16 protein-coding genes and 2 tRNA genes are annotated in these 18,909 nt (G+C 61.3%); 10 read left to right on the top strand and 8 right to left on the bottom strand.

All coding sequences use genetic code 11. The annotated features are described in order from the left end of the window. Positions 1-24: 24 nt before the first annotated feature. Complete coding sequence (locus R6G97_RS04775; RefSeq protein ID WP_317847855.1) at positions 25-1,923, top strand: potassium transporter Kup; 1,899 nt, start codon at positions 25-27, stop codon at positions 1,921-1,923. A 75-nt stretch (positions 1,924-1,998) separates the two neighbouring features. Here the strand turns inward: R6G97_RS04775 and R6G97_RS04780 are convergent, their stop codons facing one another. The 4 genes from R6G97_RS04780 to R6G97_RS04795 form a co-directional block, all read right to left on the bottom strand. Further along, positions 1,999-3,291 carry a virulence factor family protein gene (locus tag R6G97_RS04780; RefSeq protein ID WP_043208729.1) on the bottom strand — a complete coding sequence of 431 codons (1,293 nt, stop codon included), beginning with the start codon at positions 3,289-3,291 and terminating at the stop codon, positions 1,999-2,001. After that, entirely contained in the window at positions 3,291-5,933 is a 2,643-nt protein-coding gene (mprF, locus tag R6G97_RS04785) for a bifunctional lysylphosphatidylglycerol flippase/synthetase MprF (protein WP_317847856.1), read from the bottom strand. Before mprF ends, R6G97_RS04780 begins: the two co-directional genes overlap by 1 nt. Before the next feature lie 231 nt (positions 5,934-6,164). Further along, positions 6,165-6,241 (bottom strand) — tRNA-Met (locus R6G97_RS04790). 122 nt (positions 6,242-6,363) lie between these two features. Next, a tRNA-Met gene (locus R6G97_RS04795) sits at positions 6,364-6,440 on the bottom strand. Between the two features lie 221 nt (positions 6,441-6,661). Between R6G97_RS04795 and dinB the strand changes: the two genes are divergently transcribed. Beyond that, positions 6,662-7,720, top strand: coding sequence for a DNA polymerase IV (gene dinB, locus R6G97_RS04800; RefSeq protein ID WP_167358118.1), 1,059 nt, complete (start codon positions 6,662-6,664; stop codon positions 7,718-7,720). A gap of 36 nt (positions 7,721-7,756) precedes the next feature. Here the strand turns inward: dinB and R6G97_RS04805 are convergent, their stop codons facing one another. The 3 genes from R6G97_RS04805 to R6G97_RS04815 form a co-directional block, all read right to left on the bottom strand. Then, positions 7,757-8,710: a hypothetical protein gene (locus R6G97_RS04805; protein WP_090346163.1), complete on the bottom strand. Its 954-nt coding sequence runs from the start codon at positions 8,708-8,710 to the stop codon at positions 7,757-7,759. Between the two features lie 18 nt (positions 8,711-8,728). Further along, a complete protein-coding gene (locus tag R6G97_RS04810; RefSeq protein ID WP_197853452.1) occupies positions 8,729-10,444 on the bottom strand; it encodes a proline--tRNA ligase in 1,716 nt (571 codons plus the stop codon). Between the two features lie 161 nt (positions 10,445-10,605). Continuing rightward, entirely contained in the window at positions 10,606-11,874 is a 1,269-nt protein-coding gene (locus tag R6G97_RS04815) for an OprD family porin (protein ID WP_317847857.1), read from the bottom strand. A 714-nt stretch (positions 11,875-12,588) separates the two neighbouring features. On the opposite strand from R6G97_RS04815, the gene R6G97_RS04820 reads away from it, so the two are divergent. Together R6G97_RS04820 and R6G97_RS04825 are read left to right on the top strand one after the other, a co-directional pair. After that, positions 12,589-13,008: an HIT family protein gene (locus tag R6G97_RS04820; RefSeq protein ID WP_043209529.1), complete on the top strand. Its 420-nt coding sequence runs from the start codon at positions 12,589-12,591 to the stop codon at positions 13,006-13,008. A 4-nt stretch (positions 13,009-13,012) separates the two neighbouring features. Further along, the gene (locus tag R6G97_RS04825; RefSeq protein ID WP_317847858.1) at positions 13,013-13,219 is read left to right on the top strand and encodes a SlyX family protein; all 207 of its coding nucleotides are present in this window, start codon (positions 13,013-13,015) and stop codon (positions 13,217-13,219) included. A 48-nt stretch (positions 13,220-13,267) separates the two neighbouring features. Here R6G97_RS04825 and R6G97_RS04830 read toward each other — a convergent pair whose 3' ends face one another. Next, the gene (locus tag R6G97_RS04830; protein ID WP_043209525.1) at positions 13,268-13,861 is read right to left on the bottom strand and encodes a cold-shock protein; all 594 of its coding nucleotides are present in this window, start codon (positions 13,859-13,861) and stop codon (positions 13,268-13,270) included. Between the two features lie 266 nt (positions 13,862-14,127). On the opposite strand from R6G97_RS04830, the gene R6G97_RS04835 reads away from it, so the two are divergent. The 6 genes from R6G97_RS04835 to ruvC all read left to right on the top strand — a co-directional run bounded on the left by R6G97_RS04835 (position 14,128) and on the right by ruvC (position 18,844). Next, complete coding sequence (locus tag R6G97_RS04835; protein ID WP_043209523.1) at positions 14,128-14,601, top strand: Dps family protein; 474 nt, start codon at positions 14,128-14,130, stop codon at positions 14,599-14,601. Between the two features lie 171 nt (positions 14,602-14,772). After that, positions 14,773-15,090: a ribbon-helix-helix domain-containing protein gene (locus tag R6G97_RS04840; RefSeq protein ID WP_442800221.1), complete on the top strand. Its 318-nt coding sequence runs from the start codon at positions 14,773-14,775 to the stop codon at positions 15,088-15,090. A gap of 99 nt (positions 15,091-15,189) precedes the next feature. Next, positions 15,190-15,411, top strand: a complete 222-nt coding sequence (locus R6G97_RS04845; RefSeq protein WP_043209521.1) for an FmdB family zinc ribbon protein — start codon at positions 15,190-15,192, stop codon at positions 15,409-15,411. Positions 15,412-15,505: 94 nt separating this feature from the next. Next, entirely contained in the window at positions 15,506-17,281 is a 1,776-nt protein-coding gene (gene aspS / locus R6G97_RS04850; protein ID WP_317847859.1) for an aspartate--tRNA ligase, read from the top strand. A 110-nt stretch (positions 17,282-17,391) separates the two neighbouring features. Continuing rightward, the gene (locus R6G97_RS04855) at positions 17,392-18,138 is read left to right on the top strand and encodes a YebC/PmpR family DNA-binding transcriptional regulator (RefSeq protein ID WP_043209518.1); all 747 of its coding nucleotides are present in this window, start codon (positions 17,392-17,394) and stop codon (positions 18,136-18,138) included. A 181-nt stretch (positions 18,139-18,319) separates the two neighbouring features. After that, positions 18,320-18,844: a crossover junction endodeoxyribonuclease RuvC gene (gene ruvC / locus R6G97_RS04860; RefSeq protein ID WP_043209516.1), complete on the top strand. Its 525-nt coding sequence runs from the start codon at positions 18,320-18,322 to the stop codon at positions 18,842-18,844. Positions 18,845-18,909 lie beyond the last annotated feature (65 nt).

Raw genomic sequence — 18,909 nt, forward strand, 5'->3', positions numbered from 1 at the left:
GAAGGCCTTCTGCGGGAGTGGTCGATGGTTCAGGCAAGCAGTCACGCCGAAGGTGGGCAGGGGGCGACACGCTCGCTGGGCCTGCTCGTAGCAGCTGTTGGGGTGGTGTATGGCGATATCGGTACCAGCCCGCTGTACACCCTCAAAGAGGTCTTCACCGGGGGGTATGGGGTACAGGTCAACCATGATGGCGTGCTGGGCATCCTGTCGCTGATTCTGTGGTCGCTGTTGTGGGTGGTTTCGTTCAAGTACGTGATGTTCATCCTGCGTGCCGATAACCAGGGGGAAGGCGGCACGATGGCATTGACCGCACTGGCGCGCCGGGCGACGGCCAATTACCCGAAGCTCAGGGCGCTAATGGTCGGTTGCGGTCTGGTCGGTGCCTCGTTGTTCTACGGTGACAGCATGATCACCCCGGCGGTGTCGGTGCTTTCGGCGGTTGAGGGCATGGGGCTTGCCTTCGACGGAATCGATCATTGGGTGGTGCCGGTGTCGCTGGTGGTGCTGGTGGCATTGTTCCTGGTGCAGAAGCATGGCACCGAGAAAATCGGCAAGCTGTTCGGGCCGATCATGGTCACTTGGTTCGTGGTGCTGGGGGCGCTCGGGGTGCATGGCATCGCGCAGAGCCCGGAAGTGCTCAAGGCGTTCAATCCGGGCTGGGCGCTGAACTTCTTCATTGTTCACCCGGGCATGGGCGTGGCGATCCTCGGGGCGGTGGTACTGGCGCTGACCGGTGCCGAGGCGCTGTGTGCCGACATGGGGCATTTTGGCCGCAAACCGATTGCTCGGGCCTGGTTCGCACTGGTGCTGCCGGCCTTGGTACTCAACTATTTCGGACAGGGCGCGATGCTGCTGCAAAACCCGGAAGCGGCGCGCAACCCCTTCTACCTGCTGGCACCGGGCTGGGCACTGTTGCCGCTGGTGGGGCTGGCCACGCTGGCGACGGTGATCGCTTCCCAGGCGGTGATTTCCGGGGCCTTTTCCCTGACCCGCCAGGCCATCCAGCTTGGCTACATCCCGCGGATGCAGATCCAGCACACTTCAAGCGACGAGCAAGGGCAGATCTACATCAGTGCGGTGAACTGGACCTTGATGGTCGGCGTCGTGTTGCTGGTGATCGGCTTCGAGTCGTCGGGCGCATTGGCCGCAGCCTATGGCGTTGCGGTGACCGGCACCATGTTGATGACCACCATCCTGGTGTCGGCAGTGATGCTGCTGCTGTGGAAGTGGCCACCGGTGCTGGCGGTGCCGATTCTGTTGGGTTTCCTGTTTGTCGATGGATTGTTCTTCGCCGCCAACGTGCCGAAGATCGTGCAGGGCGGCGCGTTCCCTGTGCTGGCGGGGATCGTGCTGTTCGTACTGATGAGTACCTGGAAGCGCGGTAAACAGATTCTGGTGGACCGTATCGACGAGGGAGCCCTGCCGTTGCCCGTGTTCATCAGCAGTATCCGCGTACAGCCGCCACATCGCGTCGAGGGCACGGCGGTGTTTCTCACTGCGCGGGCAGACGCTGTGCCCCATGCGCTGTTGCACAACATGCTGCATAACCAGGTGCTGCACAGCCAGGTGGTGCTGTTGACGGTGGTCAGTGAGGATCGGCCGCGGGTGCCGGAGCACGAGCGCTTTGAAGTGGAGGCCTATGGTGATGGGTTCTTCCGCGTTCTGCTGCACTTTGGCTTCATGGATGAACCGGACGTGCCGGCGGCGCTGAAGCTGTGCCACCTGGACGGACTCGATTTCAGCCCGATGCGTACCACCTACTTCCTCAGCCGCGAGACAGTGATCGCCTCGCGCCTGGAGGGCATGGCGCGCTGGCGTGGCAACCTGTTCGCGTTCCTGCTCAAGAATGCCAACGGTAATCTTCGGTTCTTCAACCTGCCGCTGAACCGGGTGATCGAATTGGGAACGCAGGTCGAGATCTGATTCCCAGGGGCATTCGGACAGCTGATCGCAGGGCAAGCCCGTGATCAGCCGTCCGAGGCGGCCCGCAGGCTTATTTCAGTTCTGTTCCGCCACGCTGGACTTCCCCTGGCGCGTCTCGATCTCGCTGATCAGGCGCTTGGCCAGGGCTGGATAGTTCTCGTCGAAGTGATGCCCGCCAGGCAGCTTCAGGCGTTCACCGACTGCGGTCTTGTCGGTGCACCCACTTTCATCGGTCTCCTCGACACCATAGACGCACACCACCTTGGGCGCTGGCAGCTTGGCCATTTCCGGGCCGGTCGGGGCTTCCTGACCTTCCTTGCCCAACCAGCCCTCGACCTCGATCTCGAAGCTGCCGCTGCGAGCAAACGCCAGCAAGATCACGGCATCGATCCGCTGTTTGTCTTCATCCGGCAGGCGGTTGTAGATCGCCGGCAGCACGTCGGCGCCGAAGGAGTAGCCGGTGAGCACGAAACGCTTGGTGCCCCATTTCTGGCGATAGTGCTGCATCAGCTCAGAGAGGTCGGCGGCGCTCTGTTCCGGCGTCTTGTGCTGCCAGTAGTAGCGCAGCGTATCGATCCCTACGACCGGATAACCGAGCTTGGCCATTTCGCCGGCGACGTCGCGGTCCAGGTCACGCCAGCCGCCATCCCCGGAGAGGAACAGGGTGACGGTGTCGGTGGTCTGCCCGGCGGGGACCTCAACTACCGGAATGCTCAGTGCATTGCCGTCCTTGCCGATCAGGGCCTGGGTCAGTTGAGCTTTGAGCACCTGGGGCAGGTGAATGTCGTAGTCGGAGATGCTCGTCTCGGCGTTCGCCTGGTCGCGCACGAATGCGGCACTGGCATCGTCGGGGTTGTCATTCCACGCTACGTTCCAATGGCCGTGGGCGGCGGATTTGGGCAGGGGCTGGCAACCGGGTTGTTCGAGGGTGAAGTCCACGGAGATGGCGCGGGCCTTGTCATCGCTCTGGGTGGCCAGCCATCGCCAGGCCTGCGCAGCGCCAGGGCCGATTCCAGCCACCAAGTTCGGCGGTGCGGCCAGCTCGCCCATGGCCTGGTCGAGTGCGCGCTGCTGCTTGACGCAGTCGCCAGGCGGCAGAAGCACCTGGACCAGCTGGGCCTCGCCGGCCTGGCTCAGGTCCAGCAATTGTTTGTCGCTGAGCGCCTGGTCCTGGGGCACGGCAATGGCCACGTGGGCCTTGGCGTGTACGCCCGGTATGGCGCGGACCAGGCTGCTGCCGTCGCCCAGGGTCAGGTGTTCCAGGCGGGCCTCGGGCGCTGGGCGGGTCCACAGCCAGAAGGCCGCGGCACCGGCCAGCAAGGCCAGGAGCAGGGCGCCGGTCAGGTAAAGCCAATAGCGTCGGATCATCAACGTTTCACCAATCCAGTCAGGCCGCCTGCGATCAGGGCGGCGGTATCGGCCAATGCCACCAACGGGTCGAGCCCGGCCGGCACAGCCATGTAGCGGGGTTCCCAATCCGGTTGGAACTTGTCCTTGAAGCGACGTAGCCCCTGGAAGTTGTACAGCTGCTCGCCGCGCTGGAACACCATCGAACCCAGGCGTTGGGTCAGGGGGGCGCCACGTCGGGGTTGAAGGCCGGAGAGCGGGACCATCCCGAGGCTGAAGCGAGCGTAGTCGTGGTTTTTGTAGTGCAGGATCAAACCGATCATCATGAATTCCATGGTCAGCTTGGGGGCTTGCGGATGGGCACGCATCAGGTCCAGGCTCGCCAGCTCTTTGCTCTGGGTTTCGAGCAGGTTGGCAAAGGCCACCGGTAGGCCTTGAAAGCGGATCAACGCGATACGGAAATGCTGCAGGTACTCGGGGCTGAAGCGACCGAGGGAAAAGCCTTTTTCACGTACGTTCTTGCCACCGAGCCAGGCGTCGGAAATTGCCTTGAGTGCCTCGAGCGGGGCATCGCCTGGCTCATGGATCTCCAGCGTCAGCCCGTCACGGCCGCCGCGGTTCCAGGTATAGCGCAGGTCTTTCATCTCCTTGCCCTTGGCTTCGAGGTCAAAACGGCGCAGATCGACCCGCGCTTCTTCGCCGAGCTTAAGTGCCGTCAGGCCGATATCCATGTAGAACGGCAGATTCTCCGCGCGGACTTGATAGAACACTGGGCGGGCGTGGTGCAGATCGCAGAGGTCACGGAATTGCCAGATCATCTCGGCGCGCTCCTGGGCGGGGCCGATCGGGTCGTACAGGGCGACCAGGCTGCGGCCGCGACGGGCATACATAAGGAAGGCCTTGTGGTTGGGGTGGAACAGCAAGGCTTTGTCGCCGGTGAGTGCCAGGCCACCGTCGGGTTGGTCGGAGGCCATCAGAATGCCCTTGGCCTGTTGCAGTTCCTCATCGTTGGGCAAGTGAATCACGGGCCGTGCGGTGCGCAGCAGCCAAGTCAGCGCGACGACCACTAACAGCACTGCACTGCCCATGGCGGCGCGCAGGCCACGTGGTGCGTCGGCATCGAGGGTGAACTGCCACCACAGTTCGTGGCTGTAGGGTACATCCTGGTAGGCGAACAGCAGCAGCCAGACCGAGGCGCCGACCACACAAACGCTTGCCACCAGGTACACCGGCGAGAAGGGCAGCTCCAGCAACCGGCTTGGGCGATAGAACGAGCGACGGAACAAGGTCAGCAGCGCCACTGTGAAGATCAGCACGCTGGCCTCTTCCCAATCGAAGCCCTTGAGCAACGACAGCAGTGCGCCTACCAGCAGCAGGACGGTGGTCAGCAGCCAGGCGGCCGACAGTCGCCGGCGTAACCCTTGAGCCAGCAGCAGGCACAGCACCCCGATGAGGCTCGCGCCAAAATGCGAAGCGTCGATCAGGCGATGGGGCACCAGAAAGCCCATGTGCTCAAGGCGCGTGTCGATCTCGGGCGTGGCCCCGGAGAACAACAGCACGACGCCTGACAGAAACACCAGGATTGCCAGCACCGGCGCAGCAAGCCCGGCGGCTGCATTGATCGCTTGGCGGGCGAACAGCAGACGGCGGGCTTCGCTCGCCAACAGCAGCACACAGGCCAATAGCAAAGGCAGGACCACATAGATCAGGCGATACAACAGTAAGGCAGCTGCCAGTGGCGCGGCGCCCAGCTGATTGGCGAAGGCGGCCAGGAGAATGGCTTCGAACACCCCCACGCCACCTGGCACATGGCTGAGTACACCGGCGGCCAGGGCGAGCAGGTAGACCAGGACGAAGGCGCCGAAAGGCGGAGCTTCGGGTAGCAGCAGGTAAAGCACGGTAGCGGCGGCGACGACGTCTAGGGCGGTGATCAACAACTGCAGGGCGGCCAAGCGGGCGCCTGGTAGTCGCAGGGTGCGCCGTCCAAACTGCACCACCAGGCTATCGGCCAGAGGTTGCTCGTCCAGGCGGCGGCGATAGAGGCCGATTACCAATACGGCCGTCAGCGCCAGCACTGCCACGGCGATACTGGCCAGCAATGGGGCAGGCAGGCGCAGGGCGGTGGCGGCACCTTGCAGGTTGCTCAATGTCGCCAGCGCTGCCAGAGGGGGCAGGGCGCAGCCTAGGGATAGGCTGGCGAACACGGTCATCCGTGCGATTTCAGCGGCGCCTAGCCCATGCCGCGCATACAGGCGATAACGTACCGAGCCACCGGACAGGATCGACAGCCCGACCGCGTTACCAATGGCAAAGGCGCTGAACCCGCCCAGCGCCAATGTGCGGGCCGGTAGCTGCACTGCAGCGTAACGGCTGGCGGACCATTCATAGCCCAGCAAAGTCACAAAGCCCACGACGGTCGCCAGCAAGGCGCCCTCCAAAGATCGTGTCGGCACGCTGAGCATGGCGTCGTGAAGGGCATAAATGTCCAGTTCGCTCAGCAAGTGCCGGCAGGCGATCAAGGCCATGCTGAACAGCAGCAACGTCAAGGCCAGCCCCAAGGGTTGGCGATAACGGCTCAGCCGCTCCAGCCAGGGCAGGCGGCGGGCGGCGTTGGGAAGCGCGGTGGCGAGAGGCTCCTGAGGTTCGGAGTCGTGTGAAATCATGGATAACCTCGGGCCAGGAGCGCGAGGTTGGGCAGAGGTGCGGCCAAGTGAAAGTCCCTTCGGAAAACGTATCCAGATATTACTCCTGCCCGGCCCGCTTTCAGCGGTTTGGCAGGGTTAAAGATAGTTCATCCGGCGAGCCCCACTTGAGGCGAAGTGGGGAAGTATTCACGGGGCCAAAAGCAACAAACCCCGCGCTGTGTTAGCAGGCGGGGTTTGTTCTGACGAATATGGTTGCGGGAGCCGGATTTGAACCGACGACCTTCGGGTTATGAGCCCGACGAGCTACCAGGCTGCTCCATCCCGCGTCAGTGGATGCGCATTCTACGGAATTCCGAGTAGCTGTCAAGCATTACTCTTTGATTTGTCGTAGATTTTTTCTAAGACAAGAAAAAAGGCCACTGTATCGACAGTGGCCTTTTTCTGAATCTGGTTGCGGGAGCCGGATTTGAACCGACGACCTTCGGGTTATGAGCCCGACGAGCTACCAGGCTGCTCCATCCCGCGCCTGTGAGATCGAATTCTACGGAAATCCTCTGCCATGTCAAGCGCTATTTCGGAAAAACCCTTTTTTGTTCAATCTCTTAGCGTTTGAATAAGGGCTGCAGCTCAGCAATGACGGGGCTTGCATCGGATTGGAAGGCTTTCCGACAGGCCGGCTCTGGAACACATGGCGACGCACCGGTAGTATCTGTATGAATTTACAGTGCTGACGGTCATCCATGTCCTTGCGCAAGATCATCCACATCGACTGCGATTGTTTCTATGCCGCAATCGAAATGCGCGACGACCCGCGTTTGGCAGGGCGCCCGATGGCCGTGGGCGGGGCGCCTGAGCAGCGCGGGGTGATCGCGACCTGCAATTATGAGGCGCGTGCCTATGGTGTGCGCTCGGCCATGTCTTCGCGTCATGCGCTCAAGCTCTGTCCAGACCTGTTGATCGTCAAGCCGCGCTTTGAGGCTTATCGCGAGGCCTCTCGGGAAATCCACGCCATTTTTCGTGACTACACCGACTTGATCGAGCCGCTGTCGCTGGACGAGGCCTACCTGGATGTCAGCGACAGCCAATGGTTCGCCGGCAGCGCCACGCGTATTGCTGAAGACATTCGCAAGCGGGTCGCTCGGACGCTGCACATCACGGTTTCGGCTGGCGTGGCGCCGAATAAGTTCTTGGCCAAGATCGCCAGCGACTGGCGCAAGCCCAATGGTTTGTTCGTGATAACCCCCGACCAGGTGGAAGCATTCGTAGCAGCCTTGCCGGTCGCAAGGCTGCACGGCGTGGGCAAGGTCACGGCGGACAAACTGGCACGCCTGGGTATCGAAACGTGTCTGGAGCTGCGCGAGTGGTCGCGCTTGGCTTTGGTGCGGGAGTTCGGCAGTTTTGGTGAGCGGTTATGGGGGCTGGCGCGGGGTATAGATGAACGAATCGTACAAAATGACAGCCGGCGTCAATCTGTAAGTGTCGAAAATACCTACGATACCGACTTGCCGGACCTGGCGAGTTGCCTGCAGAAACTGCCCGAGCTGCTCGAGAGCCTGAACGCGCGCATTGCGCGCATGGATAACAGTTACCGGCCGGACAAACCGTTCGTGAAGGTAAAATTTCACGACTTCAGCCAGACGACCCTGGAACAGGCTGGAGCCGGTCGTGATCTGGAGAGCTACCGACAGTTGCTCAGCCAGGCGTTTGCCCGGGGTGGCAAGCCAGTACGGTTATTAGGCGTGGGAGTTCGATTGCGAGATCTGCGTGGGGCGCATGAGCAGTTGGAGCTCTTCCCGCCGCAGTGAGTGAAGGGGAGGGGCCGCTAGGCAGCCCCAGCGGGTTTACTGTATTCCAGGGTCGGCAACCAGTCGCCCGGTGTCCTTGGTCAGTGCTTGCAGGAAGTCCCGTTGCAGCTCCGGATCATTGCGGGTCAACTCGATCAGGCTTTGCTCCAGCTCGCTGGCTTCTTCTTCCAAGCCCAGCTCCGACAGGCGCTTGACCCGATGCACCCATTGGCCGACATCGTCGCCCTCGAGGTCATCGAAGATCAGCTCGTGGGCTTCGAGCAGCTTGCCACGCAAATTGCTGCTGACCAGCAGGCTGGCATCGCCGCGCACACCATTGTCCTCGTCGGCTACATGCAGGTGCAGGGTGCCGATGTGATTGAGGTTCTGCTCGGAGAACGGGCTGTCGAGCAGGTTCAGGCGAAGTACGCCGTTATGGTCGGTGGTCAGCTCGTGGGTCAGTTTGCCAGCCTTGACTTCGACCAGGCGTTCGCTCCAAGGCAGGCTGGTGTACTCCTCGCGCTTGTCCTTCTGCACTTCGCTGATCCCAGCCAGGTTCTGCTGCGCGCGACCATTGGACGGCACGTTCATGAACGGGTTGAGCCCAGCCAGGCCGTAACTGAGCCAATCGTGAGTGATGCTTTCCGGTAGATTGCCCAGGGCGAACACGTTGACCACGTTGGCGCCGACACCGGCCACCACGGCAACCGCGCCCAGGGGGATCTCATAGATCTCTCGCCAGGGTTGGTAAGGCGTGTAGCGGTCGTAACGGCGAGTGACTTCGAACTCGGTAACTTCGAAGCGCTTCTGTTCATGAATACGTACGCGCCGCTGGGGAAGCTCCATCACCTTGGGCTCGCCCACGTCGATTTGCAGGGTATGTTCGAGCAGCTTGCGCTCGGCGCGCTCCTCATGCTCGCTGCGTTGGGACATCTGGTTGGCGCAGCCGCTGACGAGCAGGGCGCCGCACAGTGCGGCGCCCCCCAGGGTAAAGGTGCTTCTGGACATGATCACTCGTGCGGTGGGCTATCAGCGACGGATGCGGGCTTGCAGGAAGGTCAGCACTTCGTTGAGCGGCAGAGGCTGGGCTTCTTGCTCGGTACGGTGCTTGTACTCCAGGTTGCCGTCGGCCAGGCCGCGGTCGCTGACCACGATGCGGTGAGGGATGCCGATCAGTTCCATGTCAGCGAACTTGATGCCGGGGCTGGTCTTCTTGTCGCGATCGTCCAGCAGCACTTCGAAACCGGCGGCAGTCAGTTCAGCGTACAGCTTGTCGGTCGCTTCGCGAACGGCGTCGGTTTCATAACGCAGCGGTACCAGGGCGATCTGGAAGGGCGCCAGGGCATCGTTCCAGATGATGCCCTTGTCGTCATAGCTCTGCTCGATAGCGGCGGCGACCACGCGGGAGACGCCGATGCCGTAGCAGCCCATGGACAAGGTTACCGGTTTGCCGCTCTCGCCCAGTACCTGGCACTTGAGCGCCTCGCTGTACTTGGTGCCGAGCTGGAAGATGTGGCCGACTTCGATCCCGCGCTTGATGACCAGGGTGCCCTGGCCGTCCGGGCTTGGGTCGCCCTCGACCACGTTGCGCAGGTCGGCGACCTGAGGAACCGGCAAGTCACGTTCCCAGTTGACGCCGAAGTAATGTTTGTCGTCGATGTTGGCGCCGATGCCGAAGTCGCTCATCAGGGCGACCGAGCGGTCGATGATGCATTCGAGCGGCAGGTTCAGCGGGCCCAGGGAGCCTGCGCCAGCACCGATGGCGGCGCGCAGCTCGGCGTCGGTTGCCATGACCAGTGGGTCGGCGACCTGCTCGAGCTTGGCGGCCTTGATTTCGTTCAGCTCATGGTCGCCACGGACCACCAGGGCGATCAGCTTGCCTTCTTCGGCGCCGCGCACGATCAGGGTCTTGACGGTCTTTTCGATCGGCAGGCCGTAGTTCTCGACCAGTTGAGCGATGGTCTTGGCATTCGGGGTGTCGACCAGGCGCAGCTCCTCAGTGGGGGCTGGACGCACGGTTTCGCGTGGAATGGCCTCGGCCTTCTCGATGTTGGCGGCGTAGTCGGAGCTGTCGCTGAAAATCACGTCGTCTTCGCCGGATTCGGCCAAAACGTGGAATTCATGGGAGTAGCTGCCACCGATGGAACCGGTGTCTGCCTGCACCGGACGGAAGTCCAGGCCCAGGCGGGTAAAGATGTTGGTGTACGCCTGGTGCATGCGGTCGTAGGTTTCCTGCAGGGAAGCCTGGTCGGCATGGAAGGAGTAGGCGTCCTTCATGATGAACTCGCGACCGCGCATCAGGCCGAAGCGCGGACGGATCTCGTCACGGAACTTGGTCTGGATCTGGTACATGTTCAGCGGCAGCTGTTTATAGCTGGACAGCTCGTTGCGTGCCAGGTCGGTGATGACTTCTTCGTGAGTCGGGCCAACGCAGAAGTCGCGGTCATGGCGGTCCTTCAGGCGCAGCAGCTCAGGGCCGTATTGCTCCCAGCGGCCGGATTCCTGCCACAGCTCCGCGGGCTGGATGCTTGGCATCAGCACTTCCAGGGCGCCAGCGGCGTTCATTTCCTCGCGGACCACGGCTTCGACCTTGCGCATCACCCGCAGGCCCATCGGCAGCCAGGTGTACAGGCCGGAGGCCAGCTTGCGGATCATGCCGGCGCGCAGCATGAGCTGGTGGCTGATGACCACTGCATCGGCAGGGGTTTCTTTCTGGGTGGCGAGCAAATATTGACTGGTACGCATGGTGGGCCGTGTCGATTGCCTAAGACGTTGAAATGACCCCGCATTGTACGGGGGCGGAGCGAAGGCGTACAGGATGCCCCAGGGCGGGGCGCTTGTCAGCCAAGAAAAAGCCCGGCGTGATCGCCGGGCCTTTTCGGTGCGGGCAATTGCAAGCCAGGGGCTTACAGGATGCTCAGCGGGTACTCGACGATCAGGCGCAGTTCGTCGATCGATGGCGAGCTGTTCAGGTACACGGCGTCGGAAGAGCGGTAGGTAGCCTGACGGATACGGAAGCTCAGATCCTTGGCCGGACCTTCCTGCAGCACGTACTTGATATCGATGTCGCGCTCCCATTCTTTGCCGTTATCGCCGCTCGAAACGTTGGCGTCGGTACCACGCACGTAACGGGTCATGAAGGTCAGGCCTGGAATGCCGTACTCGGCGAAGTTCAGGTCGTAGCGAGCCTGCCAGGATTTCTCGTCTTCGGCGTTGAAGTCGGAGCGGGCCACGGAGTTGGCCAGGAAGATGGTGCCGCCACCGTCGACGCCGTAAGCGTAGTCGCCGTCACCGGTCACTTTCTGGTAGGCCAGGGTGAAGGTGTGAGCGCCGATGTTGTAGGCGCCCGACAGGCTGAATGCGCGGTTGTCGAGCTTGTCGCCATCGAAGGCGCGGGCCAGGTGGCCTTCGCTCTTGGTGTCATAGATGTTGAAGTCGAGCACCAGGCCTTGCTTGTCGGAGATCGGCAGCGCCCAGTTGACGTTGGCGTAGTACTTGCGCCAGTAGTCTTCGACCTTGGAGTAGTAGAGGCTAGTGCTCAGGTTTTCGGTGAATGCGTAGGTACCACCGACAACGTTGGCTTCCTTCAGGTGAAGGCTGTCGCGGTTGGTTTCTTCCTGAGCGGTCAGGCTGGTGAAGTGACCGGCGTGCAGGGTCAGGTCCTTGATCTCGTTGCTGGTGATCAGGGTGCCTTGGGCGATTTCTGGCAGCAGGCGGCTGTCGTCGGTTGCGAAGACTGGCAGGGCGGTGAATTGGTCGCCCACTTTCAGTACTGTGTCGGAGACGCGGAACTTAACAGCGCCGCCACCTTTGGAATAGTCATCCTGAGAGCGACCGTCTTCGCCTTGCGGGAACAGACCGGTGCCGGCACGCCCCTTACCGCTGTCGAGTTTCAGGCCCAGCATACCGATTGCATCGACGCCAACACCGACGGTGCCTTGAGTGAAACCGGATTCGTACGTGCCGACGAAGCCCAGGCCGGTTTCTTCAACTCGGCTCTTTGCGCCGTTGGGCACGTTGCGGAAGTCACGGCTGAAATACAGCATACGGGTCTTGACGTTCAGCTGGCTGTCTTCAATGAAACCCTTGGATTCGTCCTGCGAAGAGGCCACTGCCAACTGCGAGGTCCCTGCCGCAACGGCCAGGGCGATCATGCTCCACTTCATCACGCGCATCGTGATTTGCTCCTTTGGTTTTTAGGAAGTACCGCTTCACCCTGCTCTTTTAGTTATAGGGCGAGCTCTTTCTTGTTATGTCGGCGAAAATGTATATCACGCTGACTATTCTTGGCGACACTGAAAAAACAACCTTTAGGGAACTTTTTCAACATGTCGCGTTTGGCTATTTCCATGTCGCAAATTACGCCCAGTTTCGGGGCGTATAACGCCAGCGCTGTAACAATTCTGTAAACACACCTGGCTGGTGGAACAACCTGGGTATCCCTGCCGCTTTTTTATTGTCTCGTGCACCGAGGTGCCTCGTGACTTGGTCGGATGGGGATGCAACAAGCGTGCACAAAATCACGATTTGTTCATGAATTTTTCACAGTCCCTCTGGCAGGGATGGCAAAGGTCCATAAATACGGGGCGAAAAGCGTCTGATGGTGTGCCAAATCGCGGCCACGCTCGTGGGCAAAAAGCTACCTTAAAAGTCAACGTGTTACCGAAAACTGTTAATCCGCGCACAAAGCAGTGGGGTGTGTTGCGCTGTCGGCTCCTTTTTGGTGCGAAAAGTAGCGCTGTGTTACCGGGTTGTGCGTACAAGTGTGCTGCTCGCCGAAAAAGGCAGCCCTTGCGGTGGCATTTCATGCTGGCGCTGTTGAAGCAAGGTATCCTTCGCTCATCTCGCCCGCGCTCTGGCCGGGCCGTTTCGTCTTGAGGAGATATGCCGTGTTCGTTCTGGATTCGCGTTTGCAGCAGGATTCCCTGGTGTTGGGAGATTTTCCATTGAGTCGCTTGTTGCTGAGCAAGGATGCCAACTACCCCTGGTTCATCCTGGTGCCGCGGCGCGCCGATATCAGCGAACTGTTTCAGTTGAACGAAGCCGACCAGCAGCAGCTCTGGAAGGAAACCACTTACCTGGCCGAAACACTCAAGGACAGCTTCGCTGCCGACAAACTCAACGTCGCGACTTTGGGCAACGTGGTGAGCCAACTGCACATGCACGTGATCGTGCGCCGACGCGACGACGCGGCCTGGCCCGCGCCGGTGTGGGGGCGGGTGCCTGCTACCGAGTACACCGCCGACCAGATCGACTCGATCCGTCAGCGTTTGCGGATGGTGTTGAACGATGACTTCCGGGAGGTTTAAGGCTATGTCGTTGGAATCCCGAGTCATCGAGCTGGAAGGCCGTCAGGCGTTTCAGGACGACACCATTCAGGCGCTGAATGATGTGCTGGTCGAGCAGGGGCGGGTGATCGAGCGCCTGCAGCTGCAGATGGCCGAATTGATCAAGCGTTACGAGGAAGTGGTGGGGCAGTACGGTGGCGAGGGGGAGCAGGCGCCGCCGCCTCATTATTAAGGAGGGTGACCCTGGCGCGGAGGGATCCGCTGCGCCAGGGTCTGTCGGTCAGCGGCGGGAAACCGCGACCACGTCTTCAGCCTGCAGACCTTTGTCGCGGTGCATCACCGAAAACTCAACGCGCTGGCCTTCGACCAGAACGCGGTGGCCCTCGCCACGGATCGCGCGGAAATGCACGAAAATGTCGTCGCCCGAATCGCGGGAGATAAAGCCGAAGCCCTTGGAGGTGTTGAACCACTTCACCGTGCCGGTATCACGTTTGCCCGCATCTTGTGAGGTGCCTTGGTTGGCGCGTGGCTTCTTGAAGCTGCGGGCGAAGCCTGTGCCAAGGTGCAAGGCTACGGCCAGGGTGGCGCAGAGCAGGGCTGGCAGGTCGCCCAGTTCCGGGCGTGCCAGCAGGGTGATGGTCTGCAGGATCACCGCCAGCACCAACAAGGCGCACGCCAGCGATTGCAGTTGCTGGCGGGCGCCTTTGTAGTAGAGCGGCAGTGCAGGTGCCAACAGCAGGTTGAGCAGGCCGAGCAATGCCAGGTAGACGGCTTCAGGTTGCTCCAGGAACGGGGTTGCATCGGTTTTCAGGCTGGGTATGAGCGACAGCAGCAAAGCTGCTACGCCCGTCACCAGATGGACGATCTTGAACATTTGAGTGGGCTCACATTGATAAGGCCGATCACAGGAAGAGCTGGACGTGCGGTGCGCAGATACAAGGCGCGATCACGCAACTGGCCAGCCTATGCACCCGGCAATGACTGTCCGCACGGGTGGCACGGTGCCTATTTAACAGCAAAGGCAGGGGGTTCTCAAACCGTGAGGCGACGGCTTGTCCTGTGTCACGGGCAGGAGCGGGAGGGTCTGATACAGTTTGGGGTGCCCGCTTGATGACCAAGCCTTATGGAAAGGGGAGCTTCATGGCAATCGATATCGGTATCAATGAAGAAGATCGCAAGTCCATCGTCGATGGGCTTTCCCGCCTGTTGTCGGATACTTACGTGCTGTATCTGAAAACCCATAACTTTCACTGGAACGTCACCGGCCCTGCGTTCCGCACCCTGCACCTGATGTTCGAAGAGCAGTACAACGAGCTGGCCCTGGCGGTCGACTCGATCGCCGAGCGCATTCGGGCGTTGGGCTTCCCGGCGCCAGGTTCCTATGCCTTCTATGCGCGTCACTCGTCAATCAAGGAAGAAGAGGGCGTACCGCCTGCCGAAGAGATGATCCGTCAGCTTGTTCAGGGGCAGGAGGCGGTGGTGCGCACAGCGCGTAGCATCTTCCCGGTCGTCGACAAGGTCAGCGATGAGCCGACCGCCGACCTGCTGACCCAGCGCATGCAGATCCATGAAAAAACCGCCTGGATGCTGCGGGTATTGCTCGAGGAAAAGTGATCGTTCGTTTGTAGGCTCCATCGACCCGACCCTGTCCAGGGTCGGGTCTTTCGTTTCGCCCGGAAGGTTTTGCCACTGCTTTGAAGGCCCTGACAGCGCTTTATTGATCTGCCCGGTCGTGCATGGGCGCGAGGGGATTTTTCCAGACAATGGAGTGGTGTGGTGGAAGTGATGCAACAAGGCAGGCGAGGCGCTTGCCAGCGAAAATGGCCGGGCAAGCAGTGCATTGACCCTTTTCGGGCAGATTTCGACATGATGCAGGTTCGGCCGGTCTCCCGGTCGGTCCGGCTCAATGGCTTTGCCACCTGCCTGCGGCTTGAGGTGGTCTACTGGCGTATTCTCGAACGCATCGCCCAGGCCAACCAATGCACGGTAAGCGCCGTGCTGTCCTACGTGGATCGGGAGGTCCACTTGCGTCACGGTGGGGTTCGCAACTTCAGTGGGCTGATTCGGGTGATCTGCGTGGCCTGGCTGCTCGATCCGCCCTGAGTACGCTGATCGCCGGGCGGGCTGCGCAGCTCTCCTTAACCATATATAATCCCGCTTTTTACTGCCCCGGCAGCGTTGTGGTTGACGAGAGACACCCCCATGCCCCTTTATGACTATCAATGTGCGTCCTGCGATCACCGGATGGAGGTGTTGCAGAAGATCAGCGCCGCACCACTGACCGACTGCCCGGCGTGCCAGGCTCCAGCCCTGAAAAAGCTGCTGTCGGTACCCGGCTTCCGCCTGAGCGGCAACGGCTGGTACGAGACCGATTTCAAGACCGGGGCGAAGAAGAACCTGGCAGGCGGCGACAAGGCCGACTGAGTTGAATTGCAGTGACTGGGTCTTGCAGTATTAGCCCCTTGGGCGGCCAAGACCTCCACCGAATACACGAATCACGAGAAGCGAAACCACCATCATGATGCGCAGCCATTATTGCGGCCAACTGAACGAGAGCCTGGACGGCCAGGAAGTCACCCTTTGCGGCTGGGTCCATCGTCGCCGCGACCACGGCGGGGTGATCTTCCTCGATATCCGTGACCGCGAAGGCATGGCCCAGGTCGTCTTCGACCCGGATCGCGCCGAGACTTTCGCCGCTGCCGACCGCGTGCGTAGCGAGTATGTCGTACAGATCACCGGCAAGGTGCGTCTGCGCCCGGCTGGCGCGGTCAACCCGAACATGGCGTCCGGCGGTATCGAAGTGCTGGGCTATGAGCTCAAGGTGCTCAACGAGGCGGAAACCCCACCCTTCCCGCTGAACGAATATTCCGATGTAGGCGAGGAAACCCGCCTGCGCTACCGCTTCATCGACCTGCGTCGCCCGGAAATGGCCGACAAGCTGCGTCTGCGCTCGCGCATCACCAGCAGCATCCGTCGCTACCTGGACGAGAACGGTTTCCTCGACGTCGAGACGCCGATCCTGACCCGCGCCACACCGGAAGGCGCGCGCGACTACTTGGTCCCGAGCCGTACCCACGCTGGCAGCTTCTTCGCCCTGCCGCAGTCGCCGCAGCTGTTCAAGCAGTTGCTGATGGTCGCCGGCTTCGATCGCTACTACCAGATCGCCAAGTGCTTCCGTGACGAGGACCTGCGTGCCGACCGTCAGCCGGAATTCACCCAGATCGACATCGAGACCAGCTTCCTCGACGAAGCCGAGATCATGGGCCTGACCGAAGGCATGATCCGCAAGCTGTTCAAGGAAGTCCTGGATCTTGAGTTCGGCGAATTCCCGCACATGACCTACGAAGAGGCCATGCGTCGCTACGGTTCCGACAAGCCTGACCTGCGTATTCCGCTGGAACTGGTCGATGTTGCCGACCAGCTCAAGGACGTGGACTTCAAGGTCTTTGCAGGCCCGGCCAACGATCCGAAGTGCCGCGTCACCGCTCTGCGTCTGCCGGGCGGGGCCAGCATGCCGCGCAGCCGCATCGACGAATACACCAAGTTCGTCGGCATCTACGGCGCCAAGGGCCTGGCCTACATCAAGGTCAACGAGCGCGCCAAGGGCGTCGAGGGCCTGCAGTCGCCGATCGTCAAGAACATCCCAGAGGCCAACCTGAACGTGATCCTTGATCGCGTGGGCGCCGTCGACGGTGACATCGTGTTCTTCGGCGCCGACAAGGCCAAGATCGTCAGCGAAGCCTTGGGCGCGCTGCGTATCCGCCTGGGCCACGACTTCGAGCTGCTGACCTGCGAGTGGGCACCGATGTGGGTCGTCGACTTCCCGATGTTCGAAGAAAACGACGATGGTAGCTTCAGCGCGTTGCACCACCCGTTCACCGCGCCCAAGTGCTCGCCTGAAGAGCTCGAGGCCAACCCGGGCGCTGCGCTGTCGCGTGCTTATGACATGGTGCTCAACGGCACTGAGCTCGGTGGCGGCTCGATCCGTATCCACCGTAAGGAAATGCAACAGGCGGTCTTCCGTCTGCTGGGCATCGCTGCCGAAGAGCAGCAGGAGAAGTTCGGCTTCCTGCTCGACGCCCTGAAGTTCGGTGCGCCACCTCATGGTGGCCTGGCCTTCGGCCTGGACCGCCTGGTCATGCTGATGACCGGCGCCCAGTCGATCCGTGAAGTGATCGCGTTCCCGAAAACCCAGAGCGCCGCGTGCGTCATGACCCAGGCTCCAGGTCTGGTGGATGCCAAGGCCCTGCGCGAGCTGCACATCCGTCTGCGTGAGCAGACCAAGGTCGAGTAATCGACCCAGGGCGCTTCCCTGGCGGAAGCGCCCACGCGCTTTGGCGCAGTTTTCTCGCGTTCCGCCCTTCGGGGCGGAACCTGTTTCTGTTTCAAGGATTCGGAGTCGTTATGGCTGGTCATTCCAAGTGGGCAAACATCAAGCACCGCAAAGAGCGCCAGGATGCCAAGAGAGGCAAGATCTTCACCAAGTGGATCCGCGAACTGACTGTCGCTGCCAAGCAGGGTGGGCCTGACCCGGCTTCCAACCCGCGTTTGCGCCTGGCCCTGGACAAGGCCCTGGGTGCCAACATGAGCCGCGACATTATCGACCGCGCCGTGGCGCGTGGTGCGGGCACCAACGAAAGCGACAACGTCGAAGAGCTGAGCTACGAAGGCTACGGTCCTGGTGGCGTGGCGATCATGGTCGAGGCCATGACCGATAACCGCAACCGCACCGCAGCGGCTGTGCGTCATGCATTCACCAAGTGTGGCGGCAACCTCGGTACCGACGGCTCCGTCGCCTATCTGTTCGAGCGCAAGGGGCAGATCAGCTTTGCTCCGGGCCTGGACGAAGACACCCTCATGGAAGCCGCCATGGAAGCGGATGCCGACGATGTGGTCGCCAATGACGACGGCTCCTTCGATGTATTCACTTCGTTCAACAGCTTCTATGCCGTACGTAACGCCTTGGAAGAGGCCGGCTTCAAGGCCGCCGACGCCGAGATCGTGATGCAGCCGACCACCAGCGCCGAGCTGGATCAGGAGGGAGCGGAGAAAGTGCTCAAGCTGATCGACATGCTCGAAGATCTGGACGATGTGCAAAACGTCTACTCCAACGCCGAAATTTCCGACGAGATCATGGAGAAGCTCGGCTAAGGTGTTCGGGCGCCCCCTACCAGCTCTGTAAGCTTGTCAGCGCCTGTACGGGCTTTGTAGGTAAACCCGCTCTCACAGGCATGGCGCCGCAATCGAAACCGGTGCCATGTCTGTGGGGCGGGTTTGCCCGCGAAAGGGCCGATGCAGTTCGCAAACATGCCTCCTTTCAATGACAGGCCCTATGACTCTGATTCTTGGTATCGACCCCGGTTCGCGCATCACAGGTTTCGGTGTGGTGCGTCAGACGGCTCGCGGCTGCGAGTACGTGGCGTCTGGTTGTATTCGCACAGGCAGTGGCGAATTGCACGAGCGGCTGCAGGTCGTGTTCCGTGGGGTGAGTGAGATCATTCGCCAGCACGGGCCGGTGACCATGGGCATCGAGCGGGTATTCATGGCGCGCAACGCCGATTCGGCTCTCAAGCTTGGGCAGGCTCGGGGCGCGGCGATCGTCGCGGCCGCCGAGGCGGGTCTTGAGATTGCCGAATACAGTGCCAGCCAGGTCAAGCAGGCCGTGGCCGGCACCGGTGGCGCCAACAAGGAACAGGTGATGTTGATGGTCATGCACCTGTTGAAGTTGACGCAAAAGCCCCAGGTGGATGCCTCCGACGCCCTGGCCATCGCGCTGTGCCATGCTCACACTCGGTCCAGCCTCATCCCGCATGGATTGGCCACAGCCCGGCGACGCGGTGGACGCTTGCGTCTGTAGCCGCTTCATGCGCTGATACATATTTTGTGTGGGGGGAACAGTCTCCCACTGCATTTGCTGATAGG

The organism is Pseudomonas sp. HTZ2 (assembly GCF_033173945.1).
GTDB lineage: Bacteria > Pseudomonadota > Gammaproteobacteria > Pseudomonadales > Pseudomonadaceae > Aquipseudomonas > Aquipseudomonas guariconensis.

Bases quoted from the DNA above. Each gene is read 5' to 3' on its own strand.
- R6G97_RS04775 (WP_317847855.1), top strand. From the start codon at position 25: ATGGTTCAGGCAAGCAGTCACGCCGAAGGTGGGCAGGGGGCGACACGC.
- R6G97_RS04780 (WP_043208729.1), bottom strand. From the start codon at position 3,291: ATGATCCGACGCTATTGGCTTTACCTGACCGGCGCCCTGCTCCTGGCC.
- mprF (WP_317847856.1), bottom strand. From the start codon at position 5,933: ATGATTTCACACGACTCCGAACCTCAGGAGCCTCTCGCCACCGCGCTT.
- R6G97_RS04810 (WP_197853452.1), bottom strand. From the start codon at position 10,444: ATGCGTACCAGTCAATATTTGCTCGCCACCCAGAAAGAAACCCCTGCC.
- R6G97_RS04815 (WP_317847857.1), bottom strand. From the start codon at position 11,874: ATGCGCGTGATGAAGTGGAGCATGATCGCCCTGGCCGTTGCGGCAGGG.
- R6G97_RS04825 (WP_317847858.1), top strand. From the start codon at position 13,013: ATGTCGTTGGAATCCCGAGTCATCGAGCTGGAAGGCCGTCAGGCGTTT.
- R6G97_RS04830 (WP_043209525.1), bottom strand. From the start codon at position 13,861: ATGTTCAAGATCGTCCATCTGGTGACGGGCGTAGCAGCTTTGCTGCTG.
- R6G97_RS04835 (WP_043209523.1), top strand. From the start codon at position 14,128: ATGGCAATCGATATCGGTATCAATGAAGAAGATCGCAAGTCCATCGTC.
- R6G97_RS04840 (WP_442800221.1), top strand. From the start codon at position 14,773: ATGCAACAAGGCAGGCGAGGCGCTTGCCAGCGAAAATGGCCGGGCAAG.
- R6G97_RS04845 (WP_043209521.1), top strand. From the start codon at position 15,190: ATGCCCCTTTATGACTATCAATGTGCGTCCTGCGATCACCGGATGGAG.
- aspS (WP_317847859.1), top strand. From the start codon at position 15,506: ATGATGCGCAGCCATTATTGCGGCCAACTGAACGAGAGCCTGGACGGC.
- R6G97_RS04855 (WP_043209518.1), top strand. From the start codon at position 17,392: ATGGCTGGTCATTCCAAGTGGGCAAACATCAAGCACCGCAAAGAGCGC.
- ruvC (WP_043209516.1), top strand. From the start codon at position 18,320: ATGACTCTGATTCTTGGTATCGACCCCGGTTCGCGCATCACAGGTTTC.